General features: G+C 73.4%; 15 protein-coding genes, 1 tRNA gene and 1 pseudogene. 3 read left to right on the forward strand and 14 right to left on the reverse strand.

The window, feature by feature from the left end:
• Position 1: 1 nt before the first annotated feature.
• Positions 2 to 83: transfer RNA gene (locus AB0E62_RS16930), tRNA-Tyr, on the reverse strand.
• A 224-nt stretch (positions 84 to 307) separates the two neighbouring features.
• Here AB0E62_RS16930 and AB0E62_RS16935 point away from each other — a divergent pair.
• On the forward strand, positions 308 to 796 hold the full coding sequence (locus AB0E62_RS16935) for a YajQ family cyclic di-GMP-binding protein (protein ID WP_362193412.1): 489 nt from the start codon (positions 308 to 310) through the stop codon (positions 794 to 796).
• Between the two features lie 84 nt (positions 797 to 880).
• Here AB0E62_RS16935 and AB0E62_RS16940 read toward each other — a convergent pair.
• Positions 881 to 985: pseudogene (locus AB0E62_RS16940) on the reverse strand (GlsB/YeaQ/YmgE family stress response membrane protein); the annotation flags it as partial.
• A gap of 70 nt (positions 986 to 1,055) precedes the next feature.
• On the opposite strand from AB0E62_RS16940, the gene AB0E62_RS16945 reads away from it, so the two are divergent.
• Positions 1,056 to 2,309: an amino acid permease gene (locus AB0E62_RS16945; protein WP_362193415.1), complete on the forward strand. Its 1,254-nt coding sequence runs from the start codon at positions 1,056 to 1,058 to the stop codon at positions 2,307 to 2,309.
• A gap of 28 nt (positions 2,310 to 2,337) precedes the next feature.
• On the opposite strand, the gene AB0E62_RS16950 is transcribed toward AB0E62_RS16945, so the two are convergent.
• From AB0E62_RS16950 to AB0E62_RS17005, 12 genes are all read right to left on the reverse strand, one after another.
• The gene (locus AB0E62_RS16950; RefSeq protein WP_362193418.1) at positions 2,338 to 2,730 is read right to left on the reverse strand and encodes a YccF domain-containing protein; all 393 of its coding nucleotides are present in this window, start codon (positions 2,728 to 2,730) and stop codon (positions 2,338 to 2,340) included.
• Positions 2,727 to 3,587: a zinc metalloprotease HtpX gene (gene htpX, locus AB0E62_RS16955; protein ID WP_362193421.1), complete on the reverse strand. Its 861-nt coding sequence runs from the start codon at positions 3,585 to 3,587 to the stop codon at positions 2,727 to 2,729. The genes AB0E62_RS16950 and htpX overlap by 4 nt, the downstream gene beginning before the upstream one ends.
• Positions 3,588 to 3,774: 187 nt before the next feature.
• Complete coding sequence (locus AB0E62_RS16960; protein WP_362193424.1) at positions 3,775 to 5,292, reverse strand: NADH-quinone oxidoreductase subunit N; 1,518 nt, start codon at positions 5,290 to 5,292, stop codon at positions 3,775 to 3,777.
• On the reverse strand, positions 5,289 to 6,863 hold the full coding sequence (locus tag AB0E62_RS16965) for an NADH-quinone oxidoreductase subunit M (RefSeq protein ID WP_362193427.1): 1,575 nt from the start codon (positions 6,861 to 6,863) through the stop codon (positions 5,289 to 5,291). Before AB0E62_RS16965 ends, AB0E62_RS16960 begins: the two co-directional genes overlap by 4 nt.
• A 6-nt stretch (positions 6,864 to 6,869) precedes the next feature.
• Entirely contained in the window at positions 6,870 to 8,864 is a 1,995-nt protein-coding gene (locus tag AB0E62_RS16970) for an NADH-quinone oxidoreductase subunit L (protein WP_362193430.1), read from the reverse strand.
• The gene (gene nuoK / locus AB0E62_RS16975) at positions 8,861 to 9,241 is read right to left on the reverse strand and encodes an NADH-quinone oxidoreductase subunit NuoK (RefSeq protein WP_362193433.1); all 381 of its coding nucleotides are present in this window, start codon (positions 9,239 to 9,241) and stop codon (positions 8,861 to 8,863) included. Before nuoK ends, AB0E62_RS16970 begins: the two co-directional genes overlap by 4 nt.
• Positions 9,241 to 9,843, reverse strand: coding sequence for an NADH-quinone oxidoreductase subunit J (locus AB0E62_RS16980; RefSeq protein WP_362193436.1), 603 nt, complete (start codon positions 9,841 to 9,843; stop codon positions 9,241 to 9,243). Before AB0E62_RS16980 ends, nuoK begins: the two co-directional genes overlap by 1 nt.
• Positions 9,840 to 10,391, reverse strand: a complete 552-nt coding sequence (locus AB0E62_RS16985) for an NADH-quinone oxidoreductase subunit I (protein ID WP_362193439.1) — start codon at positions 10,389 to 10,391, stop codon at positions 9,840 to 9,842. The genes AB0E62_RS16980 and AB0E62_RS16985 overlap by 4 nt, the downstream gene beginning before the upstream one ends.
• Positions 10,392 to 10,393: 2 nt before the next feature.
• Complete coding sequence (locus AB0E62_RS16990) at positions 10,394 to 11,362, reverse strand: complex I subunit 1 family protein (RefSeq protein ID WP_362193442.1); 969 nt, start codon at positions 11,360 to 11,362, stop codon at positions 10,394 to 10,396.
• Positions 11,359 to 12,894 carry an NADH-quinone oxidoreductase subunit C gene (locus tag AB0E62_RS16995; protein ID WP_362193445.1) on the reverse strand — a complete coding sequence of 512 codons (1,536 nt, stop codon included), beginning with the start codon at positions 12,892 to 12,894 and terminating at the stop codon, positions 11,359 to 11,361. The genes AB0E62_RS16990 and AB0E62_RS16995 overlap by 4 nt, the downstream gene beginning before the upstream one ends.
• Positions 12,891 to 13,496, reverse strand: a complete 606-nt coding sequence (locus AB0E62_RS17000) for an NADH-quinone oxidoreductase subunit B family protein (protein WP_362193448.1) — start codon at positions 13,494 to 13,496, stop codon at positions 12,891 to 12,893. The genes AB0E62_RS16995 and AB0E62_RS17000 overlap by 4 nt, the downstream gene beginning before the upstream one ends.
• On the reverse strand, positions 13,487 to 13,906 hold the full coding sequence (locus tag AB0E62_RS17005; protein ID WP_362193451.1) for an NADH-quinone oxidoreductase subunit A: 420 nt from the start codon (positions 13,904 to 13,906) through the stop codon (positions 13,487 to 13,489). Before AB0E62_RS17005 ends, AB0E62_RS17000 begins: the two co-directional genes overlap by 10 nt.
• 233 nt (positions 13,907 to 14,139) lie before the next feature.
• Between AB0E62_RS17005 and AB0E62_RS17010 the strand changes: the two genes are divergently transcribed.
• On the forward strand, positions 14,140 to 15,348 hold the full coding sequence (locus AB0E62_RS17010) for a sensor domain-containing protein (protein ID WP_362193454.1): 1,209 nt from the start codon (positions 14,140 to 14,142) through the stop codon (positions 15,346 to 15,348).
• Positions 15,349 to 15,592 lie beyond the last annotated feature (244 nt).

Here is a 15,592-nt window from a genome sequence, read left to right on the forward strand (position 1 = left end):
GTGGCGGCGCCAGGATTCGAACCTGGGAAGGCTGAGCCGGCAGATTTACAGTCTGCTCCCTTTGGCCGCTCGGGCACACCGCCGGGTAACGCTGCCGTTCGAACCCGCTTTCGGCGGTGTTCCCCGGCAACGACGTAAACAATACCCGATGCACGGGGGTGCTTCGCCACCCGGTTGATCTCCGCGTCCCGGGGCGCGGGGTGGCTAGGCTGGTGCGGATGCGGCCCGGTGCTCCACCGGGCCCGGCGGCCGCCGCCGCGCGCCGGCACCCACCCCATCCGCACCCCGATACAAGGAGCCACAGGACATGGCCGACTCCAGTTTCGACATCGTCTCGAAGGTCGAGCGGCAGGAGGTCGACAACGCCCTCAACCAGGCCGCCAAGGAGATCTCGCAGCGCTACGACTTCAAGGGCGTGGGGGCTTCGATCTCGTGGTCCGGTGAGAAGATCCTCATGGAGGCGAACTCCGAGGACCGGGTGAAGGCCGTCCTCGACGTGTTCGAGTCCAAGCTCGTCAAGCGCGGCATCTCGCTGAAGTCGCTGGAGGCGGGCGAGCCGCAGCTCTCCGGCAAGGAGTACAAGATCTTCGCGACGATCCAGGAGGGCATCTCCCAGGAGAACGCCAAGAAGGTGGCGAAGATCATCCGCGACGAGGGCCCGAAGGGCGTGAAGGCGCAGGTCCAGGGCGACGAACTGCGCGTCAGCTCCAAGAGCCGCGACGACCTCCAGACCGTGATCGCCCTCCTGAAGGGCAAGGACTTCGATTTCGCGCTGCAGTTCGTGAACTACCGCTAGCCACCGCACGCGGAACGGAGAGGGGCGGGCGCTCGCCGGGTGCCCGCCCCTCCGCGCTGCCCGTGCCGGGTCCGGCCGCGGTCGGTCGCGGGAGTTGCCGAACAGGACGCGGTGGACGATCAGCGGCACCAGGGAGCCGCCGATGGCCGCCGCCCGGGGCGCGCCGTCGTAGAAGTGCTTGGTGACCGGGCAGCACCTTGGCGATGGCTCCGGCCGGCAGCGCTGTCCGCGGGGTGCCGCGCTCAGTAGGGTGCGGCGCATGACACGTACGGACGCCGGTCTGCGCCGCCGCCTGGGCGTGTGGGACGCCGTGGTCGTGGGCCTGGGATCGATGATCGGTGCCGGGGTGTTCGCCGCGCCGGGCCCGGCCGCGCGCGCGGCCGGCTCCGGGCTGCTCGCCGGGCTCGCGGTCGCCGCCGTGGTGGCCTGCTGCAACGCGTGGTCCTCCGCCCGGCTGGCCGCCCGCCATCCGGCCTCCGGCGGCACGTACGTGTACGGCAGGGAGCGGCTCGGCGCCTTCTGGGGGTACCTCGCCGGCTGGGCCTTCGTGGTCGGCAAGACGGCCTCCTGCGCGGCCATGGCGCTCACCGTGGGCGCGTATGTGTGGCCGGGGCAGGCGCACGCGGTGGCGGTCGCCGCCGTGGTGGTGCTGACCGCCGTGAACTACGGCGGGATCCAGAAGTCGGCGTGGCTGACGCGGGGCATCGTGGCCGTCGTCCTGGCCGTTCTGGCGGCCGTGGTCGTGGTGTGCCTGGCCTCGGGGCGGGCGGACGCCGGGCGGCTCGGGGCCGGACCGCCGGCGGGCCCGGGCGGGGTGCTCCAGGCGGCCGGGCTGCTGTTCTTCGCGTTCGCCGGGTACGCGCGGATCGCCACCCTCGGGGAGGAGGTGCGCGATCCGGCGCGCACGATCCCGCGTGCCGTCCCGCTGGCCCTGGGGATCACCCTGGTGGTGTACACGGCCGTGGCCGTCGCGGTGCTCGGCGTGCTCGGCCCGGACCGGCTCGGGCACGCGGCGGCGCCGCTGGCCGACGCGGTGCGGGCGGCCGGGGCGCCCGGGCTGGTGCCCGTGGTGCGGGCCGGGGCGGCGGTGGCCGCGCTGGGTTCGCTGCTGGCGCTGATCCTGGGGGTGTCCCGTACGACGTTCGCCATGGCCCGCGACGGGCATCTGCCGGGCGCGCTGGCGGCCGTGCACCCGCGGTTCCGGGTGCCGCACCGGGCGGAGGCGGCGGTCGGCGCGGTGGTCGCCGTGCTGGCCGCGACGGTGGACGTGCGCGGCGCGATCGGTTTCTCGTCCTTCGGTGTGCTCGCCTACTACGCCGTCGCCAACGCGTCGGCCTGGACGCTGAGCGCGGCCCCGCGCGCCCGCGTGGTGCCCGCGGTGGGCCTGCTGGGCTGCGCCGCGCTGGCGTGCGCGCTGCCGCCGGCCTCGGTGGCCGTCGGCGCGGGCGTGCTGGCCCTGGGCGGGGCGGCCTACGGTGTACGGCGGTGGGCGGCGGGCCGCCGCCGGGCCTGAGCCCTCTTCCCGGCGCCGAGCGGTGTGCTCAGCGGGCCGCGAACGGCCGGTCGGTGGGGACGATCTCGCGGCCCAGCGGCAGCAGGGAGACCGGTATCAGCTTGAAGTTGGCGATGCCGAAGGGGATGCCGATGACCGTGACGCACAGCAGGACGCCGGTGACAATGTGGGCGAGGGCCAGCCACCAGCCCGCCAGGACCAGCCACAGCACATTGCCCACGCAGGAGGGTGCGCCCGCGTCCCGGCGCTCGGCCGTGGTGTACCCGAAGGGCCACAGTGCGTAGACGCCGATGCGGAAGGCGGCGATGCCGAAGGGGATGCCGATGACCGTGACGCACAGCAGGACGCCGGCGAGGAGATAGCCGAGGAACAGCCAGAAGCCGGACAGGACGAGCCAGATGAGGTTCAGAATGGTCTTCACGGTCGGCCTGCCATCTTCTCGAGGCGGGTGATGCGCTCCGCCATCGGCGGGTGCGTGGAGAACATCCTGGACATTCCCTGGCCCGGGCGGAAGGGATTGGCGATCATCATGTGGCTCGCCGTCTCGATCCGGGGCTCGGGGGGCAGCGGAAGCTGCTGGGTGCCCGTCTCGAGCTTGCGCAGGGCACTGGCGAGGGCGAGCGGGTCGCCGGTGAGCTGGGCGCCGGAGGCGTCCGCCTCGTACTCCCGGGAGCGGCTTATGGCCAGCTGGATCAGGGAGGCCGCGAGCGGGCCGAGGATCATGATCAGCAGCATGCCGAACAGGCCGGGCCCCTCGTCGTCGTCCGAGCGGCCGACCGGGATCAGCCAGGCGAAGTTCACCAGGAACATGATCACGGAGGCGAGGGCGCCGGCGACCGACGAGATGAGGATGTCCCGGTTGTAGACATGGCTCAGCTCATGGCCGATGACGCCGCGCAGCTCACGCTCGTCCAGCAGGCGCAGGATGCCCTCGGTGCAGCACACGGCCGCGTTGCGCGGGTTGCGGCCGGTGGCGAAGGCGTTCGGGGCCTCCGTCGGCGAGATGTACAGCCGGGGCATGGGCTGGCGGGCCTGCGTGGACAGCTCCCGCACCATCCGGTACAGCACCGGGGCCTCGAACTCGCTGACCGGGCGGGCCCGCATCGCGCGCAGGGCGAGCTTGTCGCTGTTCCAGTACGCGTACGCGTTCGTGCCCAGGGCGACCAGGACGGCGACGATCAGTCCCGAGCGGCCGAAGAAGCCTCCGATGACGATGATGAGTGCGGACAGCCCCCCGAGGAGTACGGCCGTCCTGAGCCCGTTGTGCCGGCGGTGCACGGTGCGCCCTCCAAGTCGTGCTGCTGGGAACACTCTGATCCAGTGGACCCTCCCGCTCCGACAACGGCGGACGGGGTCCACGAGTTCCCGCGCGCCCGCGGCCGCCCGCCCCGGCCGGGCGGGTGACGTGCCCTTCCGGCCGTACGCGCGCGAGCGGCACGGGTGCCCCGCGCGCGCGGGACGACTCCTAGAACAGTCCGCCGGCCGTGAAGCGGAGGACCAGCTGGGGCGCTCCGGACAGGGCGACGCCGAGGACTCCGGTGAGGGCGAGCGCGGCCGTGAGGGGGGCCGGGACCCGGTGCCGGGCGGGCTCGCCCTCGGGGGCGCGGAACAGCAGGGCCGCCCACTGGAGGTAGTAGAAGAGGGCGATCACGACGTTGACGGCCATGACGACGGCCAGCCAGCCGAGGCCCGCGTCGACGGCCGCCGAGAACACGGTGACCTTGGCGAACAGGCCGATGACACCCGGCGGCAGCCCGGCCAGGCACAGCAGGAAGAAGGCCAGCAGCAGGGCGCCGACCGGGTTGGTGGCGTACAGGCCCCGGTAGTCGGCGATCCGGTTCAGTGCCCGGCTGCGGCCCACCAGGGCGGCCACCGCGAAGGCGCCGAGGTTCACGGCGGCGTACATCAGGGCGTACGCGACGGTGGAGCCGATGGCCCGCTCGGCGTCCCGGGTGTGACCGGCGGCGGCGATCGGCACCAGCAGATACCCGGCCTGGCCGACCGAGGACCAGGCGAGCAGCCGTACGGCGCTGTACGCGCGCGTGGCCCGCTGGCGCAGGGCGGCGACGTTGCCGACGGTCATGGTGAGGGCGGCGAGCGCGGCGAGCGCGGGCCCCCAGACGTCGGCGTACGACGGGAACGCGACGACGGTGACGAGGATCAGGCCGGAGAAGCCGACCGCCTTGCCGACGACCGACAGATAGGCGGCGACGGGCAGGGGCGCGCCCACGTAGGTGTCGGGCACCCAGAAGTGGAAGGGCGCGGCGGCGGTCTTGAAGGCGAAGCCCACGAGGGTGAGCACGACACCGGCCTGGACGAGGGTGTGCAGCTGTCCGTCGACGTGCGGCAGGCGCTGGGCCACCTGGGTGAGGTGGAGCGTGCCGGTGGAGGCGTAGACGAAGCTGACGCCCATCAGGCTGACCGCGGTCGCCGTGACCGAGGACAGGAAGAACTTCAGCGCGGCCTCGGAGGACCGCTTGTCGCCGTGCCGGATGCCGACGAGGGCGAACGCGGGCAGGGAGGCGACCTCCAGGGCGACGATCAGGGTGGCCAGGTCGCGGGAGGCGGGCAGCAGGGCGGCACCGGCCGCGGAGGACAGCAGCAGGAACCAGAACTCGCCCGCCGGGACGCGCCGCCGTTCGTCGTCCAGGTGGGTGATGGACAGCAGGGCCGCGAGCAGGGCGCCGCCGAGCACGAGGAACTGGATGACGAGGGTGAAGCGGTCGGCGGTGTAGCTGCACGCGCGCGCGGGGGCGTCGGTGCAGAAGGTGCTGCGGTCGCCGTCCAGGAGGGGCAGCAGCAGCGCGGTCGCCGCGGCGAGGCCGGCGACCGAGACCCAGCCGAGCACGGCCTTGCGGGACTCGGGCACGAACAGGTCGGCGACGAGGACGGCGAGCGCGACGAGGGCCGCGAGGGTGGGCGGGGCGATCGCGAGCCAGTCGACGGACTGGACCAGCGACTCGGCAAGCGGCTGGGCGCTCATCGGGTGCCTCCTGCGAGGAGCTGCTGCACGGCCGGGTCGGTCAGGCCGAGCAGGGCCTTCGGCCACAGTCCGGCGAGGACGGTGAGGACGGCCAGCGGGGTCCAGGCGGCGAACTCGTAGCCGTGGACGTCGGGGAGCCCGGGTGCCTCGCGCTCCGTGCCACCCATGCAGACGCGGCGGACCACGATCAGCATGTACGCGGCCGTCAGCAGGGTGCCGAACGCGCCGATCGCCATGAACGTGAGGAAGGCCGGCCGGCTGAGGCCGTCGGCGGGCCGGAAGGAGCCGAACAGGGCGAGCATCTCGCCCCAGAAGCCGGCGAGTCCGGGCAGGCCGAGGGAGGCGACCGCGCCGAAGGCGAGCAGACCGCCGAGGCGCGGGGCCCTGCCGTACAGCGCGGCGCCGGTCTCCTCGGCCAGGGTGTCCAGGTCGGTCGTCCCGGTGCGGTCCTTGAGCGCGCCGACCAGGAAGAACAGCAGGCCGGTGATGAGGCCGTGGGCGATGTTGGCGAACAGGGCGCCGTTCACGCCGGTCGGGGTGGTGCTGGCGATGCCGAGCAGGACGAAGCCCATGTGGCCGACGGAGGAGTACGCGATCAGGCGCTTGAGGTCGCCCTTGGCGCCCTGCCGGGCGAGGGCGAGGCAGGCCAGGGATCCGTAGACGATCCCGACGACGGCGAGCGCGGCGAGGTACGGCGCGAAGGTGTGGAAGCCGTCCGGCGCGACCGGCAGGACGATCCGCACGAAACCGTACGTGCCCATCTTCAGCAGGACACCGGCCAACAGGACCGAGCCGACGGTCGGGGCGGCGGTGTGGGCGTCGGGCAGCCAACTGTGCAGCGGCCACATCGGCGTCTTCACCGCGAGCCCGATCCCGATCGCCAGAACGGCGATGACCTGCACGGACGTGGTCAGCGACCGGCCGTTGTCAGTGGCGAGTGCCACCATGTCGAATGTGCCCGCCTTGATCCCGATCAGGAGCAGGCCGAGCAGCATGACCACGGAGCCGAGCAGCGTGAACAGGATGAACTTCCACGCGGCCCGGGTCCGGCCCGCACCGCCCCAGCGGGCGATGAGGAAGTACATCGGGATGAGCACCGTCTCGAACGCGAGGAAGAACAGCAGCAGGTCGAGCACGGCGAAGGTGGCGAGGGTGCCGGACTCCAGCAGGAGCAGGAGTGCGACGAACGCCTTCGGATCCGGGCCGGCCGGCGGCTTGAAGTAGGAGTAGAGCGCGCAGAGGAAGGTCAGCAGCGCGGTCAGGACCAGGAGGGGGAGGGAGATGCCGTCGATGCCCAGGTGGATCCGCACGTCGAGCGCGGGGATCCAGCTGATGTCGGTCGTGGCCTGCATCTTCGACGGGTGGTCGTGGTCGAAGCCGAGCGCGAGGACGACCGCGGCGACGAGGATCACGCCGGTGACGGTCACGCCGTGCCGCAGCACGGCCTGCGCGGGCGACTTCCCCTTCAGTCCGGGCGGGGCCGGGAGGAGGGCGGCGACGGCGCCGAGGAGCGGGCCGGCGACGACGAATGCCAGAAGGAACTGCATCACGGACTCGTTGATATCGATCACGCCTGCTCACGCTCCCGTGGCGACGAGGAGGACGGCGACCGTCAGGACGACGGTGCCAGCGAGCAGCGCGCTCACATAGGTCTGCACATTGCCGGTCTGCGCCCGCCGTACGGCGGCCCCGAGCAGCCGGGGCAGGGCGGCGGCGCCGTGTACGTAGGTGTCGACGACCTCGCGGTCCAGGAACCGGACGAGGCGCGCCCCGGCCTGGACGGGGCGGACGAACAGCGCCGCGTACACGGCGTCCAGGTGGAAGCCCGCCGCGGCGGGCCGGTGCAGCGGCCCGAGCAGCAGCCGTCCGGGGTCCGCCGGGTCGGGCGCGGAGGCGACGTCTCCGTAGGCCGGCCGGTGGGTGGCGATGGCCTCCGCCTCGACCAGTCCGGCGTCGGCCTCCGGGTGGGCGGCCACCGCGCCGAGCGGGGAGCGGGCGGCGAGCGCGGTGGTGCGCTGCCAGGCGCCGTAGGTGAGCAGCCCGCCGACCAGGGCGAGGCCCGTGCCGAGGAGGGAGGTGAGCGGGGTCGGGGTCAGGTCACGGCCGTCGAACCAGTCGGGCAGGACGCGGTAGGCGAGCCCGCCGAGGGCGAGGGAGGGGATCGCGAGGACCCACAGCACCACGGTCATCGTCAGCGGCTGGCGGCCGTGATCGGGGGCCTCGGCGCCCCGGCCGCGGAAGGCGAGCAGCCAGAGCCGGGCGGCGTACGCGGCGGTCAGCAGGGCGGTGAGCAGGCCGGCGACGAGGACGATCCAGCCGGCCGCGCCCGGGGCGTGCCCGGTGTGGCCCTGGGTGACGTGTTCGGCGGCGCCGAGGACGGACTCCTTGGAGAAGAAGCCGCTGAACGGCGGGATCGCGGCGAGCGCGAGCAGCGCCACCGTCATCGTCCAGTAGGCGTCCGGGACGCGGTCGCGCAGGCCCCGCATGCGGGACATGGCGGCCAGTGAGTTGGTGCCGGCGGCGTGGATGATCACGCCGGCCGCGAGGAACAGCAGCGCCTTGAAGGCGCCGTGCGTAAGGAGGTGGAAGACGGCGGCACCGCGGTCGCCGACGGCGAGGGCGCCGGTCATGTAGCCGAGCTGGCCCACGGTCGAGTAGGCGAGGACGCGCTTGATGTCGTCCTGGGCGAGCGCGGCGAGGGCGGAGCCGGCCATCGTGACGGCGGCCATGACGGCGAGGACCACCATCGCGGCCCGGGAGGCCTCGAACAGCGGGAGGAGACGGGCGATGAAGTAGACGCCGGCGGCGACCATCGTCGCGGCGTGGATCAGCGCGGAGACGGGCGTCGGGCCCGCCATCGCGTCCGGGAGCCAGGTGTGCAGCGGGAACTGCGCCGACTTGCCCGCGACGCCCGCGAGCAGCAGCAGCGCGGCCAGTGCCGGGTGGTCGATGCCGCCGCTGGTGACGGCGCCGAGGATCCGGGTGATCCGGAACGACCCGGCGTCGCCGGCCAGGACGAACAGGCCGATGAGGAAGGGCACGTCGCCGAGCTTGGTGACCAGGAAGGCCTTCAGGGAGGCGGCGCGGGCCTCGGGGGTCTCCCAGTAGTGGCCCACCAGGAAGTAGGAGCAGATGCCCATGACCTCCCAGCCGACCAGCAGCACGATCAGGTCACCGGAGTAGACGACCAGGAGCATCGCGGAGGTGAACAGGGAGACGAGCGCGGCGTACGACGGGTAGCGCGGGTCGTCGCGCAGATAGCCGGTGGAGTAGATCTGCACGCAGGCCGCGACGCAGGCGACCAGGACGGCGACGAGCGCGGCGAACCCGTCGATGTGCAGGGCCAGCTCGACGGGCACGGACCCGGTGGGCGTCAGCTCGGTGTGGGCGTCCACGGCCGTGCCGCCGCCCTGGCGCACGGCGACCAGCACGGCCAGGACCAGCGAGGCCAGCGGCGGGAGTACGGCGAGCGGGCGGACGAACCCGGGGGCGGTGCGGCCGAGCAGCAGGCCGGCGGCGGCGCCCAGGAACGGCAGGAGGGGGACGAGGACGGCGAGGGTGGTCGTGGTCACGCGGTGGCCTCAGCCTTCTCGGCCGCGGGGTGATCGCCGTCGGGGCCCTCGGTCCCGGGGCCCTCGGCGGTGTCGCGGAGCTTGTCGATGTCGGAGGTGCCGCGGTTGCGGTACACCGCGAGCACGATCGCCAGGCCGATGCCGATCTCGGCGGCGGCGATGGCGATGGTGAACAGGGTCAGCGCCTGGCCGGAGTGCAGGGTCTCCTTCGCGGTCCGGCTGAGCCACACGTCGAAGGCGACCAGGTTGAGGTTGACGGCGTTGAGCATCAGCTCGACCGACATCAGGACCAGGATCGCGTTGCGCCGGGCGAGGACGCCGTACAGGCCGGTGCAGAACAGGAGGGCGGAGAGGACGGCGGGATAGGCGAGGTGCATCAGCGGGCGCCTTCCTCGCCGGGGGCCGCGGGTACGGCGTCGGTGTCGGTGTCGGCGTCGGCGTCGGCCCTGGCCTTGCGGGACAGCACGATCGCGCCGACCAGTGCCGCGAGGAGCAGCACGGACAGGGCCTCGAACGGCAGCACCCAGTGCCGGAACAGGCTCGCTCCGGTGACCTCGGTGGTGCCGGCGGCCGGGCCGTCCAGGTCGATCCAGGTGGCGCGGAAGGCGTCCGCGACCACCCACACCAGGGCGACGGCGGCGACGGCCGCGACGGTCAGGGCGGCCCAGCGGTTGCCGGAGTCGGCGTCCGGGGAGCGGCCGATGGGGGCCTTGGTGAGCATCAGACCGAACAGCAGGAGGACGACGACGGAACCGACGTAGATCAGGACCTGCACCCAGGCGATGAACTCGGCCGTGAGCAGCAGGTACTCCACGGCGAGGCCGCCGAGCGCGACCACCAGCCACAGGGCGGCGTGCACCAGCTGCCGGGTGGTGACGGTGATCAGCGCGGCGCCGAGGGTGACCAGGCCGACGAGCAGGAAGGCGATCTCGACGCCGGTCGGGGACAGGAAGCCGTGCGCGGCCTGGGCGAGCGTCATGACGTGCCCTCCTGCGGCTGCGCCTGCGCGGCGGCCAGCTTCTCGGCGGTCTTGCGGGCGGCGGCGATCTCCTTGGGTTCCTCCGCGCCCGGGTCGAGGGCGGGCGGGGCCGGCACGGTCCACATCCACTCGCGGAGCTTGTCCCGCTCGTGGGTGAGGTCGCGGATGTCGGTCTCGGCGTACTCGAACTCGGGGGACCAGAACAGCGCGTCGAAAGGACAGACCTCGATGCAGATACCGCAGTACATGCACAGGGAGAAGTCGATCGCGAACCGGTCGAGGACGTTGCGGCTGCGTTCCCGGCCGCCGGGGGCGGCGGGCGGGACGGTCTCCTTGTGGGAGTCGATGTAGATGCACCAGTCCGGGCACTCGCGGGCGCACAGCATGCAGACGGTGCAGTTCTCCTCGAACAGGCCGATGACGCCGCGGGTGCGGGGCGGCAGCTCGGGCAGGACGTCCGGGTACTGCTCGGTGACGGTCTTCTTCGTCATCGTGCGCAGGGTGACGGCCAGGCCCTTGGCGAGGCCGGAGCCGGGGATGGGGGCCATGGTTAGCCGATCACCACCTTGACGATGCCGGTGAGGGCGATCTGGGCGAGGGAGAGCGGGACGAGGAGGGTCCAGGACAGTTTCTGGAGCTGGTCCTCGCGCAGCCGCGGGTAGGTCACGCGGAGCCAGATCACCAGGAAGGCGAGGACCGCGGTCTTCAGCAGGGTCCACACCCAGCCGAGGCCGTCGGCGCCCCACGGGCCGTGCCAGCCGCCGAGGAAGAGGACGGTGGTCAGGCCGCACAGGACGACGATGCCGGCGTACTCCGCGAGCAGGAACAGGGCGAAGCGCAGGCCGGTGTACTCGGTGTACGCGCCGAAGATGATCTCGGAGTCGGCGACCGGCATGTCGAACGGCGGGCGTTGCAGTTCGGCGAGTCCGGCGACGAAGAAGACGATCGCGCCGACGATCTGCCACGGCAGCCACCACCAGTGGAAGGCGTGCACGATGCCGGGCAGGGAGACGGTGCCGGCCGCCATCGCGACGGAGGCCGCCGCGAGCAGCATCGGCAGTTCGTAGGAGAGCAGCTGGGCGGCCGTGCGCAGGCCGCCGAGCAGGGAGAACTTGTTGGCGCTGGCCCAGCCGGCCATCAGCGAGCCGAGGACGCCGACGCCCATCACCGCGAGCACGAAGAACACGCCGGCGTCCAGCACCTGGCCGACGGCGCCCTCGCCCGGGCCGATGGGGATGGCGAGCAGCACGAGGAGGTACGGCAGCAGGGCCACGGCGGGGGCGAGCTGGAAGACCCGGCGGTCGGCGCCCGCCGGGACCACGTCCTCCTTCTGCGCGAACTTCACGCCGTCGGCGACCAGCTGGGCCCAGCCGTGGAATCCGCCCGCGTACATCGGGCCGAGGCGGCCCTGCATGTGGGCCATCACCTTGTGCTCGGTCTGGCCGACGATCAGCGGGAAGGTGAGGAAGACGACGAACACGACGAGGAGCCGCAGCGCGACGTCCAGCACGTCGTTCACTGCGGGCCTCCTGGGGAACGGGGGTCTTCGTTGTCGGGGGCGGCCGGGGCTTGGGGAGCCTCCGGGTCGCGGGGAGGCGGCGCGGACCCGGACACCGGGCCGGACTCGGATGCCGGGCCGGACTCGGATGCCGGGGCCTCGCTCGGTGCCGGTCGCGGTTCCGGATCGCGTTGCGGCGCCGGCTCAGGTCGCGGTGCCTGTTGCGGCTGAGGCACGGGTTGCGGCACCTCTTCCGACTTCGGTTCGGGGGTCCGCTCAGGCTTCGGCTCCGGGGCCCGCTCCCGCTCCGGGGCCTGCTCCCGCTCCGGGGCGGGTTCCGGTTCGTCGAAGGCCGGGCGGGCATGGTGCCAGGGGGCGTCCGCGCTGCGCGGGGCGCGGGGCCGCTGGGAGGCCGACCCCTCCGAGGCGCTGCGGGCGCGGCGGGGCCCGGCGGGCGTGGCGCCGGGCTCATAGGCCACCGAGGCCTCGGCGGCGGGGTCTTCCGCCGGTCCCTGCGCCGCCGCGGCCGTGGCATCGCCCTCGGCGGCGGCCTCCTTGCGCGGCGCCGCGTCCTCGGCCCGGCCCGCCTGCTGGCTAGCCGAGCCCTCGCTCGCACTCCGCGTCCGCCGCGGTCGCGCGGGAGCACCCGCGTCCCCACCCGGCACCACGGCATCCGGCTGAGCCGCCTGGCTCACCGAGCCCTCGCTCGCACTCCGCATCCGCCGCGGTCGCGCAGGAGCACCCGCGTCCCCACCCGGCACCACGGCATCCGGCTGAGCCGCCTGGCTCACCGAGCCCTCGCTCGCACTCCGCGTCCGCCGCGGTCGCGCAGGAGCACCCGCGTCCGCACCCGGCACCACGGCATCCGGCTGAGCCGCCTGGCTCGCCGAGCCCTCCGATGCCGAGCGGGTGCGCCGTACCGGGCGGTCGGCTGCCGGGCGGGCGGCCGCCGTCCTGGCCGGGCGGGCCGGGGCCGGTGGGAGCTGGCCCTTCAGCGGGCCCCATTCGTTGGGGTCGGGGACGCCGGGGGGCAGCATCTGGCGGCGCTTGGGACCGCCGTGCTCGGACTCGCCCGGCTCCTTGGCGCCCGGCCATGCCTTGGCGACTCGGGCGGCGAGGACGAAGTCCTTGCGGAGGGGGTGGCCCTCGAAGTTCTCGGGGAGGAGCAGGTGCTCCAGACCCGGGTGGCCCTCGAAGACGACGCCGAACATCTCGTGGGTCTCGCGTTCGTGCCAGCCCGCGCCCGCGTAGACGCCGACGGCGGAGGGCAGGACGGCGGCCCCGTGCGGGACCGTCGTACGGACCAGGAGACGGCGGACCGGGTGCAGGGCGACGACGTGCGCGGCGACCCTGAAGCCCGTGCCCGGTTCGTCGACCGCGCTCAGCCAGTCGAAGTAGGTGCAGCCCAGGGTCGTACGGGCCGTCTCCAGGGCGGTGAGCCAGGCGGACGGCGGTACGTCCACGGTCAGGAGGTCGTACGACTCCTCCGCCGTGGCGTCCGGGCCGAAGAGTTCCCCGGCGGGGGCGGGCAGCCAGCCGGCGGCGGTGCTCATCGCGGACCCTCCTCACCGGCCGGTGCCGGGGGCCGCACCAGACCGCTCCGCAGGGCCGCGGCGGACGGCCGGACGGCGGGCCCGTCGCCGTACCGCTCCCCCAGCGACTCGCGGGCGATCTTCTCCTGGAGCTTGAGGATGCCCTGGAGCAGCGCCTCGGGGCGCGGCGGGCAGCCGGGGACGTAGACGTCCACCGGGATGATCTGGTCGACGCCCTTGGTCACCGAGTAGGAGTCCCAGTAGGGACCTCCGCAGTTGGAGCACGCGCCGAAGGAGATGACGTACTTCGGCTCGGGCATCTGCTCGTACAGGCGCTTGACGGCCGGGGCCATCTTGTCCGTGACCGTGCCGGACACGACCATCAGGTCGGCCTGGCGGGGGCCCGGCGCGAACGGGATGACGCCGAGCCGGATGAAGTCGTGGCGGGCCATCGACGCGGCGATGAACTCGATCGCGCAGCAGGCGAGGCCGAAGTTGAACACCCAGAGCGAGTAGCGGCGGCCCCAGTTCAGGACCACCTTCATCGGCTCGGGCGCCAGCCGCGCCAGCGCCCCCAGCCGCTTGGGCTCGGGCAGGAGGACGGGGTCCGGGTTCACGTCCATGCCAGGACGCCCTTCTTGTATGCGTACAGCAGGCCCACGGCGAGGAAACCGAGGAAGACGAACATCTCCACCAGGGTCGCCGCGCCGAAGCCGGGGGCGGCGAAGACGGTCGCCCAGGGGAACAGGAAGATCGAGTCGACGGCGAAGATCACGTAGAGGAAGGCGTAGACGTAGTAGCGGACCTGGGTGTGGGCCCAGCCCTCGCCGACGGGGTCGACACCGCACTCGTAGGTCAGCAGTTTCTCCGGTGTCGGTACGACCGGGCGCAGCAGGCGCCCCGCGCCGAAGGCGACCGCGACGAACAGCACGCCGACGAGGGCGAGCAGCCCGACCACCGAGTAGGACCGGAAGTATCCGGCCGCGACGACGTGCGCCGCGGCGGCCGTCGAGTCCCCCAACGTCTCCCGCACCGTCCGTCCCTCGCTCCCTGACCTCGTGACCGTGGTGCACCAGTGCACTGTGTGATGCCTCGTGATTCGAGGATCTGTACGCACGCGAGTCTAGGCCCTGATAAAGAGCGGGTAAGCGGCCCGTCGCGCTGTGGGACGGCACCGGGCGAGTCGGGGGGTGGGGTTTTCCCCCGGCGGGGCAGGGCGGCGTACCACATGGCGGGAACGGTGCCGGGCACGGCAGGCTGACCAGCATGACCGCTCCCAGCCCCGCCGCCGCCCCGAACGGCGGCACCGACGCAGACGACGGACGCGCCGGCTCCCACCGGCTGCCTCCGCCCCGGCCGGCCTACGACGCGCACACCTGGAAGGAGATCGCGCACCTGCTGCTGAACCTGCCGGTGGCGGTGCTCGGCTTCACGTACGCGTTCACCGTGGTGGTGGTCGGCGGCGCCCTCACCCTCACCGTGATCGGGCTCCCGCTGCTCGCGCTGTGCCTGCTGGTCGCCCGGCAGCTGGGCAAGGTGGAGCGGGCCCGGGCCCGGGCGCTGCTCGGGGTGCGGGTGGAGGAGCCGTCGCCGCTGCCGCTCGCCCGGAGCGGGGGGCCGGTGCACCGGGTGTGGATGGCGCTGAAGGACCCGGTGGGCTGGCGCACCCTGCTGTACGACGTGATCCGGCTGCCGTGGGGCATCCTCACCTTCGTCATCACGCTGACCTCGCTTTTCGTGCTGTGGCCGGTGCTGCCGTACCTGGCGCGGCTGATGGCCAACCTGGACCGGGCGATGGTGCGCGGGCTGCTGTCGCCGTCGGACGAGCTCGAGCGCCGGATCGCCGAGCTGGAGTCCGACCGCGGGATCGTGGTGGACACGGCGGCGGCGGACCTGCGCCGGATCGAGCGGGATCTGCACGACGGTGCCCAGGCTCGGCTGGTCAACCTGGCCATGGGGCTGGGCCTGGCCAAGGAGAAGCTGCTGGAGGACCCGGACGCGGCGGCGGCGATGGTGGACGAGGCGCACGGCGAGGTGAAGCTGGCCCTCCAGGAGCTGCGCGACCTGGCCCGGGGCATCCACCCGGCGGTGCTCACCGACCGGGGTCTGGACGCGGCCCTGTCGGCGGTCGCCTCCCGCTGCACGGTCCCGGTGAAGGTGAGCGTGGACCTGCCGGCCCGGCCGGCCGCGGCCATCGAGGGCATCGCCTATTTCACCGTCTCCGAGCTGCTGCAGAACGTCAGCAAGCACAGCGGAGCCCGGACCGCCTCGGTCGACGCCTGGCGGGCGGACGACCGGCTGCTCCTCCAGGTCCGGGACGACGGCCGGGGCGGCGCCCGGCTGGACGGCGGCAGCGGCATGCGGGGCCTGGCGGAGCGGCTGGGGGCGGTGGACGGCCTGTTCGTGGTCGACTCCCCGCCCGGCGGCCCGACGGTGGTCACGGCGGAACTGCCCTGGCGGGACCGGCAGGAGTAGCCGCGCCGGACCGACCGCGGGGCCCGGGGCGGGCCGGCCACGGGGCTCAGGGCAGACCGGCCGCACGGCCCAGGGCAGACCGACCACGGGCCCAGGGCAGACCGGCCGCACGGCCCAGGGCAGACCGACCACGGGCCCAGGGCAGGCCAGCCGCACGGCCCAGGGCAGACCGACCACGGGCCCAGGGCAGGCCAGCCGCACGGCCCAGGGCAGACCGACCACGGGCCCAGGGCAGGCCAGCCGC

This window comes from Streptomyces sp. NPDC038707, from assembly GCF_040636485.1.
Taxonomy (GTDB): Bacteria; Actinomycetota; Actinomycetes; order Streptomycetales; family Streptomycetaceae; genus Streptomyces.

Coding starts and splice junctions, on each gene's coding strand:
- AB0E62_RS16980 (WP_362193436.1), bottom strand. CDS start 9,843: ATGACGCTCGCCCAGGCCGCGCACGGCTTCCTGTCCCCGACCGGCGTC.
- AB0E62_RS17000 (WP_362193448.1), bottom strand. CDS start 13,496: ATGGACGTGAACCCGGACCCCGTCCTCCTGCCCGAGCCCAAGCGGCTG.
- AB0E62_RS16945 (WP_362193415.1), top strand. CDS start 1,056: ATGACACGTACGGACGCCGGTCTGCGCCGCCGCCTGGGCGTGTGGGAC.
- AB0E62_RS16960 (WP_362193424.1), bottom strand. CDS start 5,292: ATGAGCGCCCAGCCGCTTGCCGAGTCGCTGGTCCAGTCCGTCGACTGG.
- AB0E62_RS16995 (WP_362193445.1), bottom strand. CDS start 12,894: ATGAGCACCGCCGCCGGCTGGCTGCCCGCCCCCGCCGGGGAACTCTTC.
- AB0E62_RS17010 (WP_362193454.1), top strand. CDS start 14,140: ATGACCGCTCCCAGCCCCGCCGCCGCCCCGAACGGCGGCACCGACGCA.
- AB0E62_RS16935 (WP_362193412.1), top strand. CDS start 308: ATGGCCGACTCCAGTTTCGACATCGTCTCGAAGGTCGAGCGGCAGGAG.
- AB0E62_RS16985 (WP_362193439.1), bottom strand. CDS start 10,391: ATGGCCCCCATCCCCGGCTCCGGCCTCGCCAAGGGCCTGGCCGTCACC.
- nuoK (WP_362193433.1), bottom strand. CDS start 9,241: ATGCACCTCGCCTATCCCGCCGTCCTCTCCGCCCTCCTGTTCTGCACC.